Below are 17,366 nucleotides of genomic sequence, written 5' to 3'. Positions count from 1 at the left end.
CGGTACGGAGCGGTGCCTCGTCATGGGCGTGGTCAACGTGACCCCCGACTCCTTCTCCGACGGCGGCCTGTGGTTCGACGAGGAGGCCGCCGTCCGGCACGGGCTCGACCTGGTGCGCGAGGGGGCCGACATCGTCGACGTGGGCGGTGAGTCCACCCGTCCCGGCGCCGCGCGGGTGTCGCTGGAGGAGGAGCTGGCCAGGGTCGTCCCGGTGATCCGGGCGCTCGCCGCCGAGGGCGTGGCCGTCAGCGTCGACACGATGCGCGCCGAGGTCGCCAGGGCCGCGGTCGAGGCGGGCGCCAGGCTCGTCAACGACGTCAGCGGCGGCCTGGCCGACCCCGAGATGCCGCGCGTGGTCGCCGCGACCGGAGCGCCCTACGTGGTGATGCACTGGCGCGGCCACAGCCATGACATGGACAGCCGGGCCGTCTACGCCGACGTCGTGACAGAGGTGCGCGAGGAGCTCAGCAAGCGGGTCGATCTCGTGCTGGCCGAAGGGGTGTCCCCCGAGCAGATCGTGCTCGACCCCGGCCTCGGCTTCGCCAAGAACGCCGAGCACAACTGGGCGTTGCTGGCCGGCATCCCGCAGCTCGCCGAGCTGGGCTACCCGCTGCTGATCGGGGCCTCGCGCAAGCGCTTCCTCGGCCGGCTGCTGGCCGGCCCCGACGGCGCGCCCCGCCCGTTCAGCAGGAGCGACGACGCAACGCTGGCGGTCACCGCGCTGGCGGCTCAGGCGGGGGCCTGGTGCGTGCGCGTGCACGAGGTAGGTCCCAATGCCGATGCCGTGCGCGTGGCGGCCGCATGGAAGAGAGCCGGAGCAGGCACATGAGCGTCGACACCGCCGCCATCGAGACGGTCAACCAGGAGTTCTACACCGCGATCGAGAGCGCCGATCTCGACAAGATGACCGAGATCTGGGCCGAGGACACCGCCGACGACCAGGTGAGCTGCGTCCATCCCGGCTGGACGTTGCTGACCGGCCGGTCGGAGGTGCTGCGGTCGTGGGCGCTGATCATGGCCAACACGACCTACATCCAGTTCGTGCTGACCGACGTCAACACCACCGTGCTGGGCGACGTGGCCGTGCTCACCTGCGTGGAGAACATCCTGACGGCGGGCGAGGAGGGTGAGTCCAGCTTCGCCGCGGGCAAGGTGGTGGCGAGCAACGTCTACATCCGCACCTCGCAGGGCTGGCGGTTGTGGATGCACCACGGCTCCCCGGTGCTCCAGGGAGACGACGACGAGGACGAGGAGGGCGAGCTTGAGGTCTGACCGCATCGCTCTCAAGGGCCTGCGGGCCAGGGGCAGGCACGGCGTGCTGCCCGCCGAGCGGGAGCTCGGCCAGGAGTTCGTGATCGACGCGACGTTGTTCCTCGACACCGCCCCGGCGGCGGCCGGCGACGACCTCACCAAGACCGTCCACTACGGCGAGCTGGCCCAGGCGCTGGTCGAGGTGGTCGAGGGCGAGCCGGTCGAGCTGATCGAGACGCTGGCCCAGCGGCTGGCCGACGTCTGCCTGGCCAGCGAGCTGGTGCACAAAGCCGAGGTGAGTGTGCACAAACCGGCGGCGCCGATCCCGCTGCCGTTCGACGATGTGATCGTGACGATCGAGCGGAGCCGCGCATGAAGGCCGTCCTCGCTCTCGGCAGCAACCTGGGCGAGCGGTTCCAGACGTTGCAGGGAGCCATCGACACGCTGTTCGACGCCCCTGGCCTGGAGTTCGTCAAGGCGTCCCCGGTCTACGAGACCGACCCGGTCGGGGGGCCGGGAGGCCAGGAGCCGTACCTCAACGCGGTCGTCGTCGCCGAGACCGCGCTGCCGCCGCGGACGTTGCTGGAGCGGGCGCTGGGCGTGGAGAACGCCTTCGGCCGGGTGCGCGCGGAGCGGTGGGGCCCGCGTACGCTCGACATCGATCTGATCGTCGTGGGCGAGACCGTCTCCGACGACCCCGAGCTGACGTTGCCGCATCCCCGGGCCCACGAGCGGGCGTTCGTGCTGGTGCCCTGGTCGGTGATCGACCCCGAGGCCACGGTGCCGGGCAGGGGCCGGGTGGCCGACCTGCTGGCCGAGCTCGACCGGCACGGCGTGCGGCTGCGTGACGACCTGAAGCTGCAGAGGCCCGATTGAAGCCGACGCATCCCGGCCACCTGGCCGCTCTCCTCGTCGTCGTCGCCCTGATCTTCTGGGCGGCGGTCCGGCACTTCTACGGCGCGTTCCTGCTGCCCTGGACGGCCATCCCCACCGTGCTGCTGCTCGCCCTCGGCGAGGGTTACAGCGGATGGGTGACCAAGGCCAGGATCGCCAGGAAGCCCGACACCAAGCCGGTCGAGCCGCTGGCGGTGGCCCGGCTGGCGGCGCTGGCCAAGGCGTCGGCGTACGCGGGGGCGGTGTTCGCGGGGTTGTTCGCCGGGTTCGCCGCGTACACGCTGGAACTGTTCGACCGGGAGACGCCGCGCTCGGAGTTCTTCGTGGCGGCCGGGTCGTTCGTGGCCTGCGTGGTGCTCGTCTGCGCGGCCCTGTACCTCGAACACTGCTGCCGGATCCCCAAGGACACCGACGAGCGCAAACCCGACTAGCGGCGGCGGCCGAAGAGGTAGATGACCGGCAGCGTGCAGATCAGCGGCCCGACGATGGCGATCGGCCGTTCCAGCCACCACTTCAGGTCGGGCGGGATCTTCGTGCCGAGGTTGCCGAACAACCACCACGACAGCCCTAAGGCGATCGCCATGCCGGTCGTGTGGAACAGGAACAGCGGCAGGGCGTAGCGGTTGATGAAGGAGTTGGCGCGGGCCCAGCGGGGGCGTTCGAGCACGCGTTCCATGGCCGGTCGCAGCACCTCGACCAGGCCGATCTGGAAGATCAGCAGGGCGACGATGACGAACGTGGGCGGCGCCATGTTCGACCACTTGTCGCCCGGCACGCCCACCATCGAGCCCGGGTAGATGCCCGAGTAGACCAGGCCGATCAGCGCGAACAGGCCGGTCCACAGGATGCCGACGTCGTACCGCCGGGGCAGGACGACGATCCGGTCGTAGAAGAAGCCCGCCTGGTGGGCCAGCCCCCAGACGATGATCATGTTGAGCCAGCCGGCCCACTCGAAGCCGTAGCGGAAGCGCACGACGTCGACGACCAGGGCCGAGCCGCCGAGCCAGATGAGGGCCAGCACGTCGTAGCGCCTGTGCAGCCACAGGGCCACCGGCAGCAGCGCGATCAGCACCAGGTAGACGCCGAGGAACCACAGCGGGCTGAGCACGAGCAGCACCACCCGCCACATCCACTCCACGTGGAACGCCCAGGTGACGATCGCCCCGACGGAGATCCACACGCCGCACAGGAACAGCGCGGGCAGGGACAGCGCGCGGATGCGCCGCCAGACGAACGCCCCGATGCCGACGCCGCGCGCCTGGGCCCGGTTCCAGGACAGCAGGTGCACGTGGCCGCCGACGTAGAAGAACAGCGGCAGCACCTGGAGCAGCCAGGTCAGGATCCACAAACCCGAGGTGAAGCCGAGCGGGCTGGTGGGCTCGGGCCCGCTGGGCTTCCACTCCAGGATCGTGAACGCCCAGTGCCAGACCACCACGACGACGAGGCTGAGGGCGCGCAGCCAGTCGACGTACTTGTCGCGTTCGGGGGTGCTCACTTGTCGATGTCACCCACGACGAAGAACATCGAGCCCAGAATGGCGATCATGTCGGCCACCAGGTTCCCCGGCAGCAGCTCGCGCAGCGCCTGGACGTTGGCGAACGACGCCGAGCGCAGCTTGAGCCGCCACGGCGTCTTGTCGCCCTTGGAGACCAGGTAGTAGCCGTTGATGCCGAGCGGGTTCTCGGTCCACGCGTACGTGTGGCCCTCGGGCACCTTGAGCACCTTCGGCAGGCGCTGGTTGACGGGCCCGGGAGGCAGCTCGCGCAGCCGGGCGACGCACGCGTCGGCCAGGTCGAGGGAGACCTTGAGCTGCTCGAACAGCACCTCGAACCGGGCATGGCAGTCGCCGTCGCGCCGGGTGACGACCGTGACCGGCAGTTCCCCGTAGGCCAGGTACGGGTCGTCGCGCCGCAGGTCGAAGTCCACGCCGGAGGCGCGCGCGATGGGCCCGCTGACGCCGTACTGGAGGATCTGCTCGCGGGTCAGCACGCCGACGCCCTTGGTGCGGGCGAGGAAGATCTCGTTGTTCAGGATGAGGCCCTCGATGTCGGGCACCCGGCGGCGGGTCTCGGCGACGGCCGCGGCGACCCGGTCGAGCCAGCCGAGCGGCAGGTCCTCCTTGAGGCCGCCGACCCGGTTGAACATGTAGTGCATGCGCCCGCCGGAGATCTCCTCCATGACGGCCTGGATGCGTTCGCGCTCGTCGAAGGCGTAGAAGACGGGGGTGATCGCGCCCAGTTCGAGGGGGTAGGAGCCGAGGAACATCAGGTGGTTGAGCACCCGGTTGAGCTCGGCCAGCAGCGTACGCGCCCATACGGCCCTGACCGGCGTCTCCATGCCGAGCAGCCGTTCGGCGGCCAGCACGACGCCGAGTTCGTTGGCGAACCCCGACAGCCAGTCGTGCCGGTTGGCGAGCATGATGATCTGGCGGTAGTCGCGGACCTCGAACAGCTTCTCCGCACCCCTGTGCATGTAGCCGATGATCGGCTCGGCCGTCTCGATGCGCTCGCCGTCGAGGGTGAGCCGGAGCCTGAGCACGCCGTGCGTGGAGGGATGCTGGGGGCCGATGTTGAGGATCATGTCCTCGGTCGCCAGCTCCTTCGCGCCGGCGCCGATCCCGACCACGCGTTCCGTCATAGGGCCCATGCTGCCACCGTCCCACGGGGTGATCCAGCGTGGGGGATGGTCAAGGAATCGTATGGCAACGCATCCTGAAGCCAGACATGGGGATCAATACCGGGAACGGGGGGAGAAAGCACTGTGAAGAGAGTCCTGTTTGATGTGGCGGCCCTGATCTCCCGGGTGGTACTCGGGGTGATCTTCGTGGCGCACGGCTGGCAGAAGTGGCAGGGCGGGCTCGGTGCCGCGGCGGGGCAGTTCCGGGAGATGGGCGTGCCCATGCCCGAGTTGTCGGCCGGATTCGCCGCCATCGTCGAACTGGTCGGCGGCGCCCTGCTGATCCTCGGCCTGCTGGTCCGGCCGGTGGCGTTGCTGCTGCTCATCGACATGATCGGCGCGATCGTGTTCGTGCACGCGGGCCACGGGGTGTTGTCGCAGGGCGGGGGATGGGAACTGCCGGGCGCGCTTGGTGCGCTGTCCTTGATGCTCGCCGCGCTGGGCGGCGGCCGCATCGGCCTCGACGGCATCTTCCACTCGACGTACCGCCGCCGCAGGGAACGCCAGATCGCCGAGGACGACCTCGCCGCGCACCGGCCGGTCCGCCGCGCCGAGCCGACGACGGTCGTCACGGAGGGGCCGGTCACGCAGACCGGGCCCGAGGGCGGCCCGACGACGCCGGCCCGGCCTGAGGGGGAGGCCGAGCAGCCCAACGTGCCGCGGCAGCCCAACGCGCCGCGCCCCGGGCACCTCAACGACGAGGACATGCGGGACATCGACGCCCTGGTGTCCGACGAGCCGCACCAGCAAAAGCCGCCCAACCGCTGAGCCTCAGCGGCTGACCAGGTCGCGCAGGGCCTCGATCAGGCGGTCGACGTGCTCCTGCGTGCTGCCGATGCCGATGGAGGCGCGCACCGCCGAGGCGGTGCCATCCTCGCAGCCGCCGTCCGAGGTGCCCAGCAGGTGCCGGACGAACGGGTGCGCGCAGAACTTCCCGTCCCGCACGCCGATGCCGTACTCGCCGGACAGCGCCTCGGCCACCTCCCGGGCCGAGTAGCCGTCCACGACGAACGACACGATCCCCACCCGCGGGTGGTCCTCGCCCCACAGCGACAGCTCGCGCACCCCGTCGATCGAGGCCAGACCGGTGCGCAGCCGGGCGATCAGGCGCTCCTCCTCGCGCACCAGCTCCGTCCACCCCGTGGCGGTGAGCGCGTCGCAGGCGGCGGCCAGGGCGATGGCGCCGAGCACGTTGGGGGTGCCGGCCTCGTGGCGGGGCTCGGGGTCGTCGTGCCACTCGGTGGTCTCGCCCACCGAGCGCACCGCGCCGCCGCCCTTCAGGTACGGCTCGCCCGCCGCCAGCCAGTCCCGGCGTCCGACCAGTACGCCGGCGCCGAAGGGCGCGTACAGCTTGTGCCCGGAGAAGGCCACGTAGTCCAGGTCGAGCGCGGTCAGGTTGAGCCTGCGGTGCGGGACGAGCTGGGCGGCGTCCACCAGGATCCGGGCGCCGTGCCGGTGGGCGATGTGGGCGAGGGCGGCGATGGGCCACAGCTCGCCGGTGACGTTGGACGCGGCGGTGACCACGAGCAGCTTGGGGCCCTCGATCCCGGCCAGCGCCTCGTCGGCGGCGCGGACGGCCTCGCCGGGGAAGGCGGGCGGCGCCAGCCGTACGGACCGCTCCCAGGGCAGCAGCGAGGCGTGGTGCTCGGAGTCGAAGACGACGACGGTTGTGCCCTCGGGCAGGCAGCCGGCCAGCAGGTTGGTGGCGTCGGTGGTGTTGCGGGTGAAGATGACGGCGTCGTCCGGGCGGGCGCCGACGAAGGCCCGGACCGTGTGGCGGGCCTGCTCGTAGCGGGCGGTAGTGAGCTGGGAGGCGTAGCCCGCGCCGCGGTGGACGCTGGAGTAGGCCGGGAGCGCGGCGGCGACGGCGGCGCTGACCGGCTCAAGACAGGGCGCGCTGGCCGCGTAGTCGAGGTTGGCGTAGCTGACCAGCCGGCCGCCCTTGACCGGCACCTCGAGGTCGGCGCCGAGCACGGCGGGGATCGCCCGTCCGGAGGCGGGGACGGCGGGGGCCTCGGCGGCGGCCTGGGCGGGAACGGAGTTGAAGATCGTCAGCGTGGACACGGCACAGCTCCTCACGGGTCGGTCGGACCCCTGGGAGCAGCCACGGAGCCCGCGCTTGCCCGCCACACCTCGTGACGGACCAGGTCTTCACCCGGGGCACCCCGCCGCGGACGCGAGGGTTGCCGGCCAGCTAGCCGGGGCTTGTCGCTGGCACTCATGACCTACGACGGCACTATAACCGACACCCGGGCATGATTCGCAAGCTCAGCAGGTCAACCCGTCTCATAAGATGAAATGGTGCGCTTTGATCCCTGGAATCCGGATTTCGTCGTCGACCCCTATCCGGCGTACGACGAGCTGAGGCGCGAGGCGCCCGTCCGCTACTTCGAGCCGTCCAACCAGTGGCTGATCTCCCGGCACGCGGACGTGAACACGCTGCTCAGGGACCGGCGGCTGGGCCGCGACTACACCCACGTCGCCACGCACGAGGAGTTCGGCCGGCAGCCCGCGCCGGAGTTCCAGGAAGCCTTCTGGCGGGTCAGCAGGAACGGCATGCTGGAGGTCGAGCCGCCGGACCACACGAGGCTGCGCCGGCTGGTGTCCAAGGCGTTCACGCCGCGCATGGTCGAGTCGCTGCGCCCGCGCGTCCGGGCCATCGCCGAGAGCCTGATCGACGCCTACGTCGAGAAGGGCGGCGGCGACCTGATCGCCGAGGTGGCCGAGCCGCTGCCGGTCACCGTCATCGCCGAGATGCTCGGCGTCCCCGAGCAGGACCGTCACCTGCTGCGCCCGTGGTCGGCCGACATGTGCGGCATGTACGAGCTCAACCCCAGCCTGGAGACCCAGCACCAGGCGGTACGCGCGGCCGAGGAGTTCGAGTCCTACCTCAAGGACCTGGCCCGCGACCGGCTGGCCAACCCCGGCGACGACCTCGTCAGCGCCCTGGCCGCGATCCCCGAGCTGACCCTCGACGAGCTGGCCGGCACCTGCGTGCTGCTGCTCAACGCGGGCCACGAGGCCACGGTCAACGTCACCGGCAACGGCTGGCGGGCCCTGCTGAAGAACCCCGGCGAGCTGGCCCGGCTGCGCGCCGACCGTTCGCTGCTGCCGACCGCGATCGAGGAGCTGCTGCGCTACGACACCCCGCTGCAGCTGTTCGAGCGCTGGGTGCTGGAGGACATCGAGGTGCACGGCGTGCGGATCCCGCGCGGCTCGGAGGTCGCCTGCCTGTTCGGCTCGGCCAACAGGGACCCCGAGGTGTTCGAGGACCCCGACCGGCTCGACCTGGGCCGTCCGGACAACCCGCACATCTCCTTCGGCGCCGGCATCCACTTCTGCCTGGGCGCGCCGCTGGCCAGGATCGAGCTGACGGAGTCGTTCACCGCCCTGCTGGACCGGGTCGGGACGATCGAGCTGCGCGCGGAGCCGGTCTACAAGCCGGGCTTCGTCATCCGCGGCCTGCACTCGCTCGACCTCGACGTCACCGGCTCTGGCTGAGCCAGCCGAACCCGCCGAGCCCGGCCGGATCGATCAGCTCGCCCTCCTCCGACGCCCTCGACAACGCGCGTACGTAGGCGCGCGGATCGGTGCGGGCGAGGTCGACCGGCGGCCGGGCGCCGGTGAGGCCGAGCGCCCGCAACATGTCACGCTGTGTGGACAAGGTTGTGGATATCGCGCCGGCCCGCCGCCCGGCCTCGGCACACGCGTCGAGCGCGACGTGGGCGGTGATGTCGCAGGTCCCGTCGGGGATGGGCGTGACGACGGCGCCGTCGCGGTAACCGGTCAGCGTGCCACAGAGCGGTCGGTTATCCACAGGGTGTGCATAATCCACGGCTATCGCCCGGCCGCGGGCGAGGCGTACCAGAACGGAGGCCCAGGCGTCGTCACGGGGACGGCCGATCTCGGCGCGGGTGCCCACGTGCGGCAGCGGCCACCAGCGGTCGAGCCACTCGCGGTCGGCGGGCCGCAGCGGGCCGCCGAGGCGCTCCTCCCCGGTCCGGGTGTTGACCATGACCAGCCGCGGGCCGCCGGAGGTCTGCTCGGCCACGTCGAGCGGGATGTTGTCGAGCCACTCGTTGGCGACGGCCAGGCCGGTGATGCTGGAGGGCAGGCAGCGGCGCCACTCGACCTCGTCGGGCAGGCCCGGGGGCCTGGACGACAGGTCGACGCACGTGACCCGCAGCCGGTCGCGCAGAGCGGGCTCGGCCAGGTCGAGGACGCGGCGGACCAGCAGGCCCTCGCCGGAGCCGATGTCGACCAGGTCGAGCCGCTCGGGGGAGCCGAGATCGCAGTCGACCTCCGCAAGAAGCGCCAGGACCGCCTCCGCGAACACGGCCGAGGCCCCGACCGAGGTGCGGAAGTGGCCCGACGGGCGTTCGCGGAGGTAGAAACCCTCCTCGCCGTAGAGCGCGCGCTCGGTCGCGGCGCGCCAGGTGAGCCACATGACGCTGACTATCTCATGACTCCGGCCATCGACACGCTAAGTCATTGATTGACTACACTTGGTCGCTACATTGCGCTAACGTTTACGTACTGTCACCGAGCGACTGCGTTTCGCCCATCCGCGGTAAGCGGCGAGCCGGATCGCTCCACCAAAGCATTGCGGCCTCCACGGCCGCATACTGAGAGGAGCCCCCCGTGAAGAAGACTCTGGTCATGGCAGGTGCCATTGCCCTGCTGGCGCTGGCGGCCCCCGCGTACGCCGACGACGTCACCCACGGCAACAACGGCATCCTGACCGGCAGCCCGATCCACCTCCCCATCACCGCCGTCGTGCCCGTCTGCGGCAACAACATCGGCATCCAGGCCGTGCCGATCAACGGCTGCCAGGGGAGCCCGAACACCGCGGTCTACAGCCGCTGAGTCAGGGAGAGCCCGGACCGCTCGCGCGCGGTCCGGGCTCTGATCCCGGCCGGTCAGTCGGCGGATGACCGGTCAGTGCACCTCCAAGAGGTCGCATCCAGGCGGGCGTCGGGTTGTCAGGACTCGGCGCCCGTCGTCGTGCGTGGACCCCTCTCCTCATCTCTTTCGACAGGGGGTGCACGGTTCGTATGCCCCTGTCGCATTTGTCATTAACTCAACGGGCGGTAAAGCGGCGGACATGCCTGACCGCGTTCGTCGGCCCGTGACATGTGCGGCGCCGCCCGCCGGTTACGCTGGTCGGCAGTGCCATCACGGTCGACAGGGGTGAGACGTCATGGACGCAGGTGATCGCCCGGCTCGGCTGACCGTCGGCGTGCTCGGCGCGGGCAAGGTCGGCTCCGCGCTCGGCGCCGCGCTGGCGCAGGCGGGCCACCGGATCGTGGCCGCGAGCGGGGTCTCCGACAGGTCGCGGAGGTGGGCCGCCGACCGGCTCGGGGTGGAGCTGACGCGGCCCGACGAGGTGGTGGCCGCCGCCCAGCTCATCCTGCTGACCGTCCCCGACGACGCGCTGCCCGACCTCGTGGCCGGCCTGGCCCGTACGGGCGCCGACCTCCAGGGCAAGCTGCTCGTCCACACCAGCGGCGCGTACGGCCTGTCGGTGCTCGAACCCGCCGCCGGGGTGGGCGCGCTGCCGCTCGCGCTCCACCCGGTCATGACCTTCACCGGCCGCGACGACGACCTCAACAAGATCACCGGCATCTCGTTCGGCGTCACCGCGCCCGACCTGCTGCGGCCGGTCGCCGAGGCGCTGGTGATCGAGATGGGCGGCGAGCCGGTCTGGATCGCCGAGAGCGACCGCGCGCTCTACCACGCGGCCCTGGCCAACGCCGCCAACCACATGGTCACCCTCATCGCCGAGTCCGAGGAGCTGCTCGGGCGCATCGGCGTCGAGCATCCGGGCCGGATGCTGGGCCCGCTGCTCGGCGCGGCGCTCGACAACGTGCTGCGGCTGGGCATCGCCGGGCTGACCGGGCCGGTCGTCCGCGGCGACGCGGGCACGGTGCGCAAACACGTCGACGCGCTGATCCTGGCCGCCCCCGAGGCCGCCGACGCCTACATCGCGCTGGCCCGGCTCACCGCCGACCGGGCGCTGGCCGCGGGGCTGCTCAAACCGGAGGAGGCGGAGCGGCTGCTCGACGCGCTTGGGGGCAATATATGGACCTGACCGTCGGGTGTGGAGGGCAGCAATGGATCTGATCGTGGCCGGCAACCGGGACGACCTGGCGAAGGCTCGTGGCACGGGCCGGGTGGCGCTGGTGCCGACCATGGGCGCGCTGCACGAGGGCCACCGGTCGCTGATCAGGGCCGCCCGGGTGCGCGCCGAGCAGGTCGTGGTGAGCATCTTCGTCAACCCGCTGCAATTCGGTCCTAACGAGGATTTTTCCCGCTATCCCCGTACGTTCGACGCCGACCTCGACGTGTGCCGCGAGGAGGACGTGCACGTCGTGTTCGCGCCCTCGCCCGAGGACATGTACCGCCCCGACCGCCAGGTGAGCGTCTGTGCGGGCGAGATGGGCACGATCGTCGAGGGCGCCTCCAGGCCGGGCCACTTCGACGGCGTGCTGACGGTGGTGCTCAAGCTGTTCAACCTGGTCCGCCCCGACGTGGCGATCTTCGGCCAGAAGGACGCCCAGCAGCTCGCCGTCATCCGCCGCATGGTGGCCGACCTCGACCTGGCCGTGGAGATCGTCGGAGCGCCCACCGTGCGCGAGCCCGACGGCCTGGCCCTGTCCAGCCGCAACCGTTACCTGTCGGCCGACGACCGCACGGTCGCGCTGGCCCTGTCCCGCGCCCTGCGGGCAGGCGCCGCCGAGCTCACCGCCGGCGCGATCCGGTCCACCGCCCGCGCGGTGCTCGACGAGGCCGGGCCCGACCTCGACCTCGACTACCTGGCGCTGGTCGATCCGGCCACGTTCAAGGAGGTCGACGACTCCTACGAGGGCTCGGCCGTGCTCGCCGTGGCGGCCAGGGTGGGCGGCACCCGGCTGATCGACAACGTCGTCCTGAGCCTTCGCCCCTGATCCGTACGGCGCCCCCGGGGCATGTCCACGCTGCGGCAGGCGTTATCGTCATAGTGACGAAATCGCCTCAGTGAGGAGACCCCCATGAGTGCACCGGCGATTCCCCAGCGTCTGACGGCCCCCGACCCCGGCTGGACTGTCGAGGCGGACGTGGTCGTCGTCGGCTCCGGCGTCGCGGGCCTGACCGTGGCGCTGCGCCATGCCGAGCTGGATCCCGCGGCCAAGATCCTGGTCGTCACCAAGGACGTGTTGTCCGCCGGGTCCACCAAGTGGGCCCAGGGGGGCATCGCCGCCGTGCTCGACCCGCGCGACACCCCCGACGAGCACCTGAGCGACACGTTGCTCGCCGGGGTCGGGCTGTGCGACACCAGGGCCGTACGGACCCTGGTGACCGAGGGGCCGGGCGCGCTGCGGCGGCTCATGGAGCGCGGCGCGCGGTTCGACCGCACCCCTGACGGCGAGCTCCAGCTCACCAGGGAAGGCGGCCACCGGCGCCACCGGATCGTGCACGCCGGCGGCGACGCCACGGGCGCCGAGGTGCAGCGGGCGCTGGTCGAGGCCGTGCGCGCCGGATCGATCGAGGTGATCGAGCACGCGCTCGTGCTCGACCTGCTCAAGGACGCCCGCGGCCGGGCCAGGGGGGTGACCCTGCACGTCATGGGCGAGGGCGCGCGTGACGGCGTCGGGGCGGTCCTGGCGCGGGCGGTGGTGCTGGCCACCGGCGGCATGGGCCAGGTCTACGCCGCGACCACCAACCCGGTCGTGTCCACCGGCGACGGCGTGGCGCTCGCGCTCAGGGCGGGCGCGGTCGTGCGCGACATCGAGTTCGTGCAGTTCCACCCGACCGTGTTGTGGCTGGGGGAGGGCTCGACCGGCCAGCAGCCGCTGATCTCCGAGGCGGTCAGGGGCGAGGGCGCCTTCCTCGTCGACCACGAGGGCAACCGGTTCATGCAGGGCGTGCACGAGCTGGCCGACCTGGCCCCGCGCGACGTCGTGGCCAAGGCGATCACCAGGACCATGCTCGAGACCGGCCGCGACCACGTGTTCCTCGACGGCCGTCACTTCGGCAGGGACAAATGGGAGAGCCGCTTCCCCACCATCTACGCCGTCTGCCGGGAGCACGGCATCGACCCGGTCACCGAGCCGATCCCCGTCTCCCCGGCCGCCCACTACGCCAGCGGCGGCGTCCGCGCCGACCTGTCCGGCCGTACCTCGATCGAGGGTCTGTACGCCTGCGGCGAGGTCGCCTGCACCGGCGTCCACGGCGCCAACAGGCTGGCCTCGAACTCGCTGCTGGAGGGCCTGGTCTTCGCCGAGCGCATCGCCGAGGACATCCACCGCACGCGTCCCGAGCCGGGCGAGCCGGTCGCGGGGCGGGCCGCGACGGGCCTGGTGGACCCCAGGGTCAGGCCCAGGCTCCAGGCGCACATGAGCGCCGGCGCCGGGGTGCTGCGCAGCCGCGCGTCGCTGCAGGCCACGTCGAAGGCGCTGCGCGACGCGCTCTGGACGCCGGTCGAGGTGCCCGCCTGCACCGAGTCGTGGGAGGCGAGCAACCTGCTCACCGTCGCCGCCGTCCTGACCGGTGTGGCGGCGGCCAGGCTGGAGACGCGCGGCTCCCACTGGCGCGAGGACCACGAGAGCCGGGACGACAATGAGTGGCTGGGCCACCTGGACGTGACCCTGACCGAGGAGGGCCTTCGCATGACGTACACCCCGCACGGCGAGGCGATGCCGCCGCGGCTGGCGCAGGAGCTGACCGCCGCCGGGCTCGACCCGGCCGAGGTCGACGCGCTGATCGACCGCGCACTCGAAGAGGACCTGCAGGAGGCGGGCGACGTGACCAGCCTGGCCACGATCCCGGCCGAGCAGCGTTCGGCCGCCGACGTGGTCGCCCGCAAGGACGGCGTGGTGGCCGGGCTGGCCGTGGCCGAGGCGGTCTTCCTCCGGCTGGGCGCCGCCCGCGCCGAGCGACGGGCCAAGGACGGCGAGCGGGTGGCGGCCGGCGACGTGCTGATGACGGTCGAGGGCCCGACGCGGGCCGTGCTGACCGCCGAGCGCACCGCGCTCAACCTGCTCACGCACCTGTCCGGGGTGGCCACGCTGACCGCCAGGTGGGTGGCCGCGATCGAGGGCACGCGGGCGCGGGTGCGCGACAGCCGCAAGACCCTGCCGGGTCTGCGGTCCCTGGAGAAGTACGCCGTGCGCTGCGGCGGCGGCGTCAACCACCGCATGTCGCTGTCGGACGCGGCCCTGATCAAGGACAACCACGTGGTGGCGGCCGGCGGCGTGGCCGAGGCGTACCGCGCGGTGCGGGAGCGCTTTCCCGAGCTGCCGATCGAGGTCGAGATCGACCGGCTCGACCAGCTGGAGCCCCTGCTGGACGAGGGCGCCGAGGAGATCCTTCTGGACAACTTCACGGTCGAGGACACCGTACATGCCGTACAAATCGTGAAGAGTCGGGCGAAAAACAGGGTTGCGCTTGAAGCGAGTGGGGGATTGACCTTGGAATCGGCTCGTGATGTGGCTGAAACTGGCGTTGACTACCTTGCGGTGGGAGCGCTTACCCACTCGGCGCCGGCCCTGGACATCGCACTGGATTTGCGGGGGTAATTGATGCTGCTCACGATCGACGTCGGCAACACGCACACGGTGCTGGGGCTGTTCGAGGGCGAGGACGTCATCGAGCACTGGAGGCTGGCCACCGACGCCCGCCGCACCGCCGACGAGATCGCCGTCGTGCTCCAGGGGCTGCTGGCCCAGTCACCCTTGCTCAAGGGCGCCGACATCAGCGGCATCGCCATCTGCTCGACCGTGCCCAGCGTGCTCAACGAGATGCGGGAGATGTGCCGCCGCTACTACGGCGACGTCACCGCCGTGATCGTGGAGCCCGGCGTGCGCACGGGCGTGCCGGTGCGCATGGACAACCCCAAAGAGGTGGGCAGCGACCGCATCGTGAACGCCCTGGCCGCCATCGACCAGTACGGCGGCCCGTGCATCATCGTCGACTTCGGCACCGCCACCTCCTTCGACGCGGTGTCGGCCAAGGGCGAGTACGTCGGGGCGGTCACCGCTCCCGGCATCGAGATCTCGGTCGACGCCCTGGCCGCCGCCGGCGCCCAGCTGCACAAGGTCGAGCTGGTCAGGCCGCGCTCGGTGATCGCCAAGAACACGGTCGAGGCGTTGCAGGCCGGCATCATCTACGGCTTCGCCGGCCAGGTCGACGGCATCGTCGAGCGCATGGCCGCCGAGCTGGCCGACGACCCCGACGAGGTGACCGTCGTGGCGACCGGCGGCCACGCGGCGCTGGTGGTCGGCGAGTCGCGCTCGATAGACGTGCACGAGCCGTGGCTGACCCTAATCGGCTTGCGCCTGATTTATCACCGCAATACCGCTTAGAACGTGACAAGCGGCCCCCGCTCGGGAAGGGGGCCGCCTGTCGGTCGTGGTGTCGCCGGCGAGGGGTCACTCGTTCTCGGCGCTGTAGAGCTCGCTCCAGGGGCCGCACTTGGTGGCGAAGGTGCCCTGCTCGGGAACCTGGCAGACCTTGGCCCGCAGGGTGAAGACGTCGTTCTCCTCGAAGTGGAACTTCTTGTAGCCGGGGAAGCCGCAGTACTTCCTGGTGTAGACCGTGGACCAGTCGCCGTCGGAGTCCTCGGCCTGGAACTTCACGTACGCGCACTTGCCGCCCTCGTCGTAGTCGCGGTTGTCCAGGTCGTACAGCCGGCCGGTGACGTGGACCTCGTTGGAGTCCTCCTCGTCCCACTCGACGCTGACGTGACCCTGGGCCTTGGCCAGGTGGTACTTGGCGTACACCGGGCCCCAGTAGTCGGAGTAGTCGTCGAAGTCGGCGGTGGTGGCGCTGGCGGCCGAAGGAAGCGACAGGGCCACGGCGCTGGTGGCGGCGATGGCGAGGATGCCCGTCGCGATCTTCTTCATCATGATCTCTCCCGGAGCCCCCCTCGGGCCGGCTCCTTGCCGGCTCCCCTCGGAGCTCGTGAGTCATTGGTACAAAAGGGTCCTTGCAGCCCCCCTGCAGGGAACCGTCACGAGCGCTTGCAGTTCGCCGTATCCCCTACGCTTTGTTGTTGTGAGCGAGGAACTTCCAGAGCAGATGCGCATCCGGAGGGAAAAGCTCGACCGCCTCCGCAGCGAGGGCGTCGACCCTTACCCGGTGAACTTCCCACGCACGGCGACCAACGCCGAGGTCAGGGAGAAACACCAGGGCCTGGAGCCCGACACCGCCACCGGTGAGACGGTCGGGGTCGCGGGCCGCGTCATGCTCAACCGCGTGGGCGGCAAGCTCTGCTTCGCCACGCTCCGCGACGGCGGCGCCGACCTGCAGGTCATGATCTCGCTCGACAAGGTCGGCGAGGAGTCGCTGGCCGCCTGGAAGCGCGACGTCGACCTGGGCGACCACGTCGGCGTGACCGGCGAGGTCATCACCTCGCGCCGCGGCGAGCTGTCGATCCTCGCCGACAGCTGGCAGATCACCGCCAAGTGCCTGCGGCCGCTGCCGGAGAAGCACGTCGGCCTCACCGACCCCGAGGCGCGGGTGCGCCAGCGCTACGTCGACCTCATCGTCAACGACGAGGCCAGGAAGATGGCGCGGGTGCGCAGCGCGACCGTGCGCGCGGTGCGCGACTTCTGGCACGAGGAGGGCTACCTCGAGGTCGAGACCCCGATGTTGCAGCCCATCCACGGCGGCGCGACGGCCCGGCCGTTCAAGACCCACATCAACGCCTACGACATGGAGCTCTACCTTCGCATCGCGATCGAGCTCTACCTCAAGCGGCTGGTGGTCGGCGGCGTCGAGAAGGTCTTCGAGATCAACCGCAACTTCCGCAACGAGGGCGCCGACTCCACGCACAACCCCGAGTTCACCATGCTCGAGGCCTACGGCACCTACCTCGACTACAACGACATCGCCGACCTGACGCAGCGCATGTACCAGAAGGCCGTCGTGGCCGCCCTGGACACCACCGTGGTCGTGCACGACGGCGTCGAGATCGACCTCGGCCTGGAGAAGTGGCCGCGGGTCCGGCTCTACGACCTGGTGTCCGACGCCGTGGGCGAGGAGATCACCACCGAGACCACCCTTGAGCAGCTGCGGAAGATCGCCGACCGCCGCGAGGTCCACTGGGACGCCAAGTGGGGGTCGGGCAAGCTCGTCCAGGAGCTGTTCGAGGCGCTGGTCGAGCACACGCTCGTGCAGCCGACGTTCGTCATGGACTATCCGCTGGAGACCTCGCCGCTGGCCCGCCTCCACCGCGACAACCCGCTGCTGACCGAGAAGTGGGACCTCATCGGGTTCGGCACCGAGCTCGGCACCGGCTACTCCGAGCTCAACGACCCGATCGACCAGCGTCACCGCCTGGTCGAGCAGTCGCTGCTGGCCGCGGGCGGCGACCTTGAGGCGATGCAGCTCGACGAGGACTTCCTGCAGGCCCTTGAGTACGCGATGCCGCCCACGGGTGGCATGGGCGCCGGAATCGACCGCATGATCATGGCCTTCACCGGCAAGAACATCCGCGAGACCATCCTGTTCCCGCTGGTCAAGCCCACCCACTGAGCCGCCGTCCGGCGCCCCGCGCAGGCGTG

18 protein-coding genes and 1 riboswitch are annotated in these 17,366 nt (G+C 71.0%); of the genes, 13 read left to right on the top strand and 5 right to left on the bottom strand.

Annotated features, from left to right (window positions below; all coding sequences use genetic code 11):
• Positions 1–22: 22 nt before the first annotated feature.
• The 5 genes from folP to AB0J71_RS05590 are packed head-to-tail and all read left to right on the top strand — an operon-like array spanning position 23 to position 2,576.
• Entirely contained in the window at positions 23–829 is an 807-nt protein-coding gene (gene folP, locus AB0J71_RS05610; protein ID WP_352318647.1) for a dihydropteroate synthase, read from the top strand.
• The gene (locus tag AB0J71_RS05605; RefSeq protein WP_352318611.1) at positions 826–1,272 is read left to right on the top strand and encodes a nuclear transport factor 2 family protein; all 447 of its coding nucleotides are present in this window, start codon (positions 826–828) and stop codon (positions 1,270–1,272) included. The genes folP and AB0J71_RS05605 overlap by 4 nt, the downstream gene beginning before the upstream one ends.
• A complete protein-coding gene (gene folB, locus AB0J71_RS05600) occupies positions 1,262–1,627 on the top strand; it encodes a dihydroneopterin aldolase (protein ID WP_352318613.1) in 366 nt (121 codons plus the stop codon). Before AB0J71_RS05605 ends, folB begins: the two co-directional genes overlap by 11 nt.
• The gene (folK, locus tag AB0J71_RS05595) at positions 1,624–2,127 is read left to right on the top strand and encodes a 2-amino-4-hydroxy-6-hydroxymethyldihydropteridine diphosphokinase (protein ID WP_352318615.1); all 504 of its coding nucleotides are present in this window, start codon (positions 1,624–1,626) and stop codon (positions 2,125–2,127) included. The genes folB and folK overlap by 4 nt, the downstream gene beginning before the upstream one ends.
• Positions 2,124–2,576: a DUF3180 domain-containing protein gene (locus AB0J71_RS05590; RefSeq protein WP_352318617.1), complete on the top strand. Its 453-nt coding sequence runs from the start codon at positions 2,124–2,126 to the stop codon at positions 2,574–2,576. Before folK ends, AB0J71_RS05590 begins: the two co-directional genes overlap by 4 nt.
• On the opposite strand, the gene AB0J71_RS05585 is transcribed toward AB0J71_RS05590, so the two are convergent.
• A complete protein-coding gene (locus AB0J71_RS05585) occupies positions 2,573–3,640 on the bottom strand; it encodes an acyltransferase (protein WP_352318619.1) in 1,068 nt (355 codons plus the stop codon). The two genes, AB0J71_RS05590 and AB0J71_RS05585, sit on opposite strands and share 4 nt — an antisense overlap.
• Positions 3,637–4,782, bottom strand: coding sequence for an NADH-quinone oxidoreductase subunit D (locus AB0J71_RS05580; protein ID WP_352318621.1), 1,146 nt, complete (start codon positions 4,780–4,782; stop codon positions 3,637–3,639). The genes AB0J71_RS05585 and AB0J71_RS05580 overlap by 4 nt, the downstream gene beginning before the upstream one ends.
• Positions 4,783–4,905: 123 nt before the next feature.
• On the opposite strand from AB0J71_RS05580, the gene AB0J71_RS05575 reads away from it, so the two are divergent.
• Positions 4,906–5,589 carry a DoxX family protein gene (locus AB0J71_RS05575; RefSeq protein ID WP_352318622.1) on the top strand — a complete coding sequence of 228 codons (684 nt, stop codon included), beginning with the start codon at positions 4,906–4,908 and terminating at the stop codon, positions 5,587–5,589.
• Positions 5,590–5,592: 3 nt separating this feature from the next.
• Here the strand turns inward: AB0J71_RS05575 and AB0J71_RS05570 are convergent, their stop codons facing one another.
• A complete protein-coding gene (locus AB0J71_RS05570; RefSeq protein WP_352318624.1) occupies positions 5,593–6,885 on the bottom strand; it encodes an aminotransferase class V-fold PLP-dependent enzyme in 1,293 nt (430 codons plus the stop codon).
• Between the two features lie 46 nt (positions 6,886–6,931).
• A riboswitch (SAM riboswitch) is annotated at positions 6,932–7,047 on the bottom strand.
• Between the two features lie 72 nt (positions 7,048–7,119).
• On the opposite strand from AB0J71_RS05570, the gene AB0J71_RS05565 reads away from it, so the two are divergent.
• Complete coding sequence (locus AB0J71_RS05565) at positions 7,120–8,322, top strand: cytochrome P450 (RefSeq protein ID WP_364412938.1); 1,203 nt, start codon at positions 7,120–7,122, stop codon at positions 8,320–8,322.
• On the opposite strand, the gene AB0J71_RS05560 is transcribed toward AB0J71_RS05565, so the two are convergent.
• Positions 8,306–9,268, bottom strand: a complete 963-nt coding sequence (locus AB0J71_RS05560) for an SAM-dependent methyltransferase (RefSeq protein WP_364412935.1) — start codon at positions 9,266–9,268, stop codon at positions 8,306–8,308. The genes AB0J71_RS05565 and AB0J71_RS05560 overlap by 17 nt on opposite strands.
• A 194-nt stretch (positions 9,269–9,462) precedes the next feature.
• Here AB0J71_RS05560 and AB0J71_RS05555 point away from each other — a divergent pair, with 194 nt between their 5' ends.
• The 5 genes from AB0J71_RS05555 (at position 9,463) to AB0J71_RS05535 (ending at position 15,164) form a co-directional block, all read left to right on the top strand.
• On the top strand, positions 9,463–9,687 hold the full coding sequence (locus tag AB0J71_RS05555) for a chaplin family protein (protein ID WP_125641709.1): 225 nt from the start codon (positions 9,463–9,465) through the stop codon (positions 9,685–9,687).
• Positions 9,688–10,021: 334 nt separating this feature from the next.
• Positions 10,022–10,912, top strand: coding sequence for a DUF2520 domain-containing protein (locus AB0J71_RS05550; RefSeq protein WP_352318630.1), 891 nt, complete (start codon positions 10,022–10,024; stop codon positions 10,910–10,912).
• 22 nt (positions 10,913–10,934) lie between these two features.
• A complete protein-coding gene (panC, locus tag AB0J71_RS05545; RefSeq protein WP_352318632.1) occupies positions 10,935–11,768 on the top strand; it encodes a pantoate--beta-alanine ligase in 834 nt (277 codons plus the stop codon).
• Positions 11,769–11,852: 84 nt separating this feature from the next.
• Positions 11,853–14,378: an L-aspartate oxidase gene (locus AB0J71_RS05540; RefSeq protein ID WP_364412932.1), complete on the top strand. Its 2,526-nt coding sequence runs from the start codon at positions 11,853–11,855 to the stop codon at positions 14,376–14,378.
• 3 nt (positions 14,379–14,381) lie between these two features.
• A complete protein-coding gene (locus tag AB0J71_RS05535) occupies positions 14,382–15,164 on the top strand; it encodes a type III pantothenate kinase (protein ID WP_352318636.1) in 783 nt (260 codons plus the stop codon).
• 66 nt (positions 15,165–15,230) lie between these two features.
• Here AB0J71_RS05535 and AB0J71_RS05530 read toward each other — a convergent pair whose 3' ends face one another.
• Complete coding sequence (locus tag AB0J71_RS05530) at positions 15,231–15,707, bottom strand: hypothetical protein (RefSeq protein ID WP_352318638.1); 477 nt, start codon at positions 15,705–15,707, stop codon at positions 15,231–15,233.
• Between the two features lie 148 nt (positions 15,708–15,855).
• Between AB0J71_RS05530 and lysX the strand changes: the two genes are divergently transcribed.
• On the top strand, positions 15,856–17,337 hold the full coding sequence (gene lysX / locus AB0J71_RS05525; RefSeq protein ID WP_352318640.1) for a bifunctional lysylphosphatidylglycerol synthetase/lysine--tRNA ligase LysX: 1,482 nt from the start codon (positions 15,856–15,858) through the stop codon (positions 17,335–17,337).
• Positions 17,338–17,366: the final 29 nt, after the last annotated feature.

This window comes from Nonomuraea sp. NPDC049637 (assembly GCF_040675235.1).
Classification (GTDB): domain Bacteria; phylum Actinomycetota; class Actinomycetes; order Streptosporangiales; family Streptosporangiaceae; genus Nonomuraea.
The sequence above is the reverse complement of the archived record's forward strand: the minus strand, read 5'-3'. Positions and strand labels throughout refer to the sequence as shown.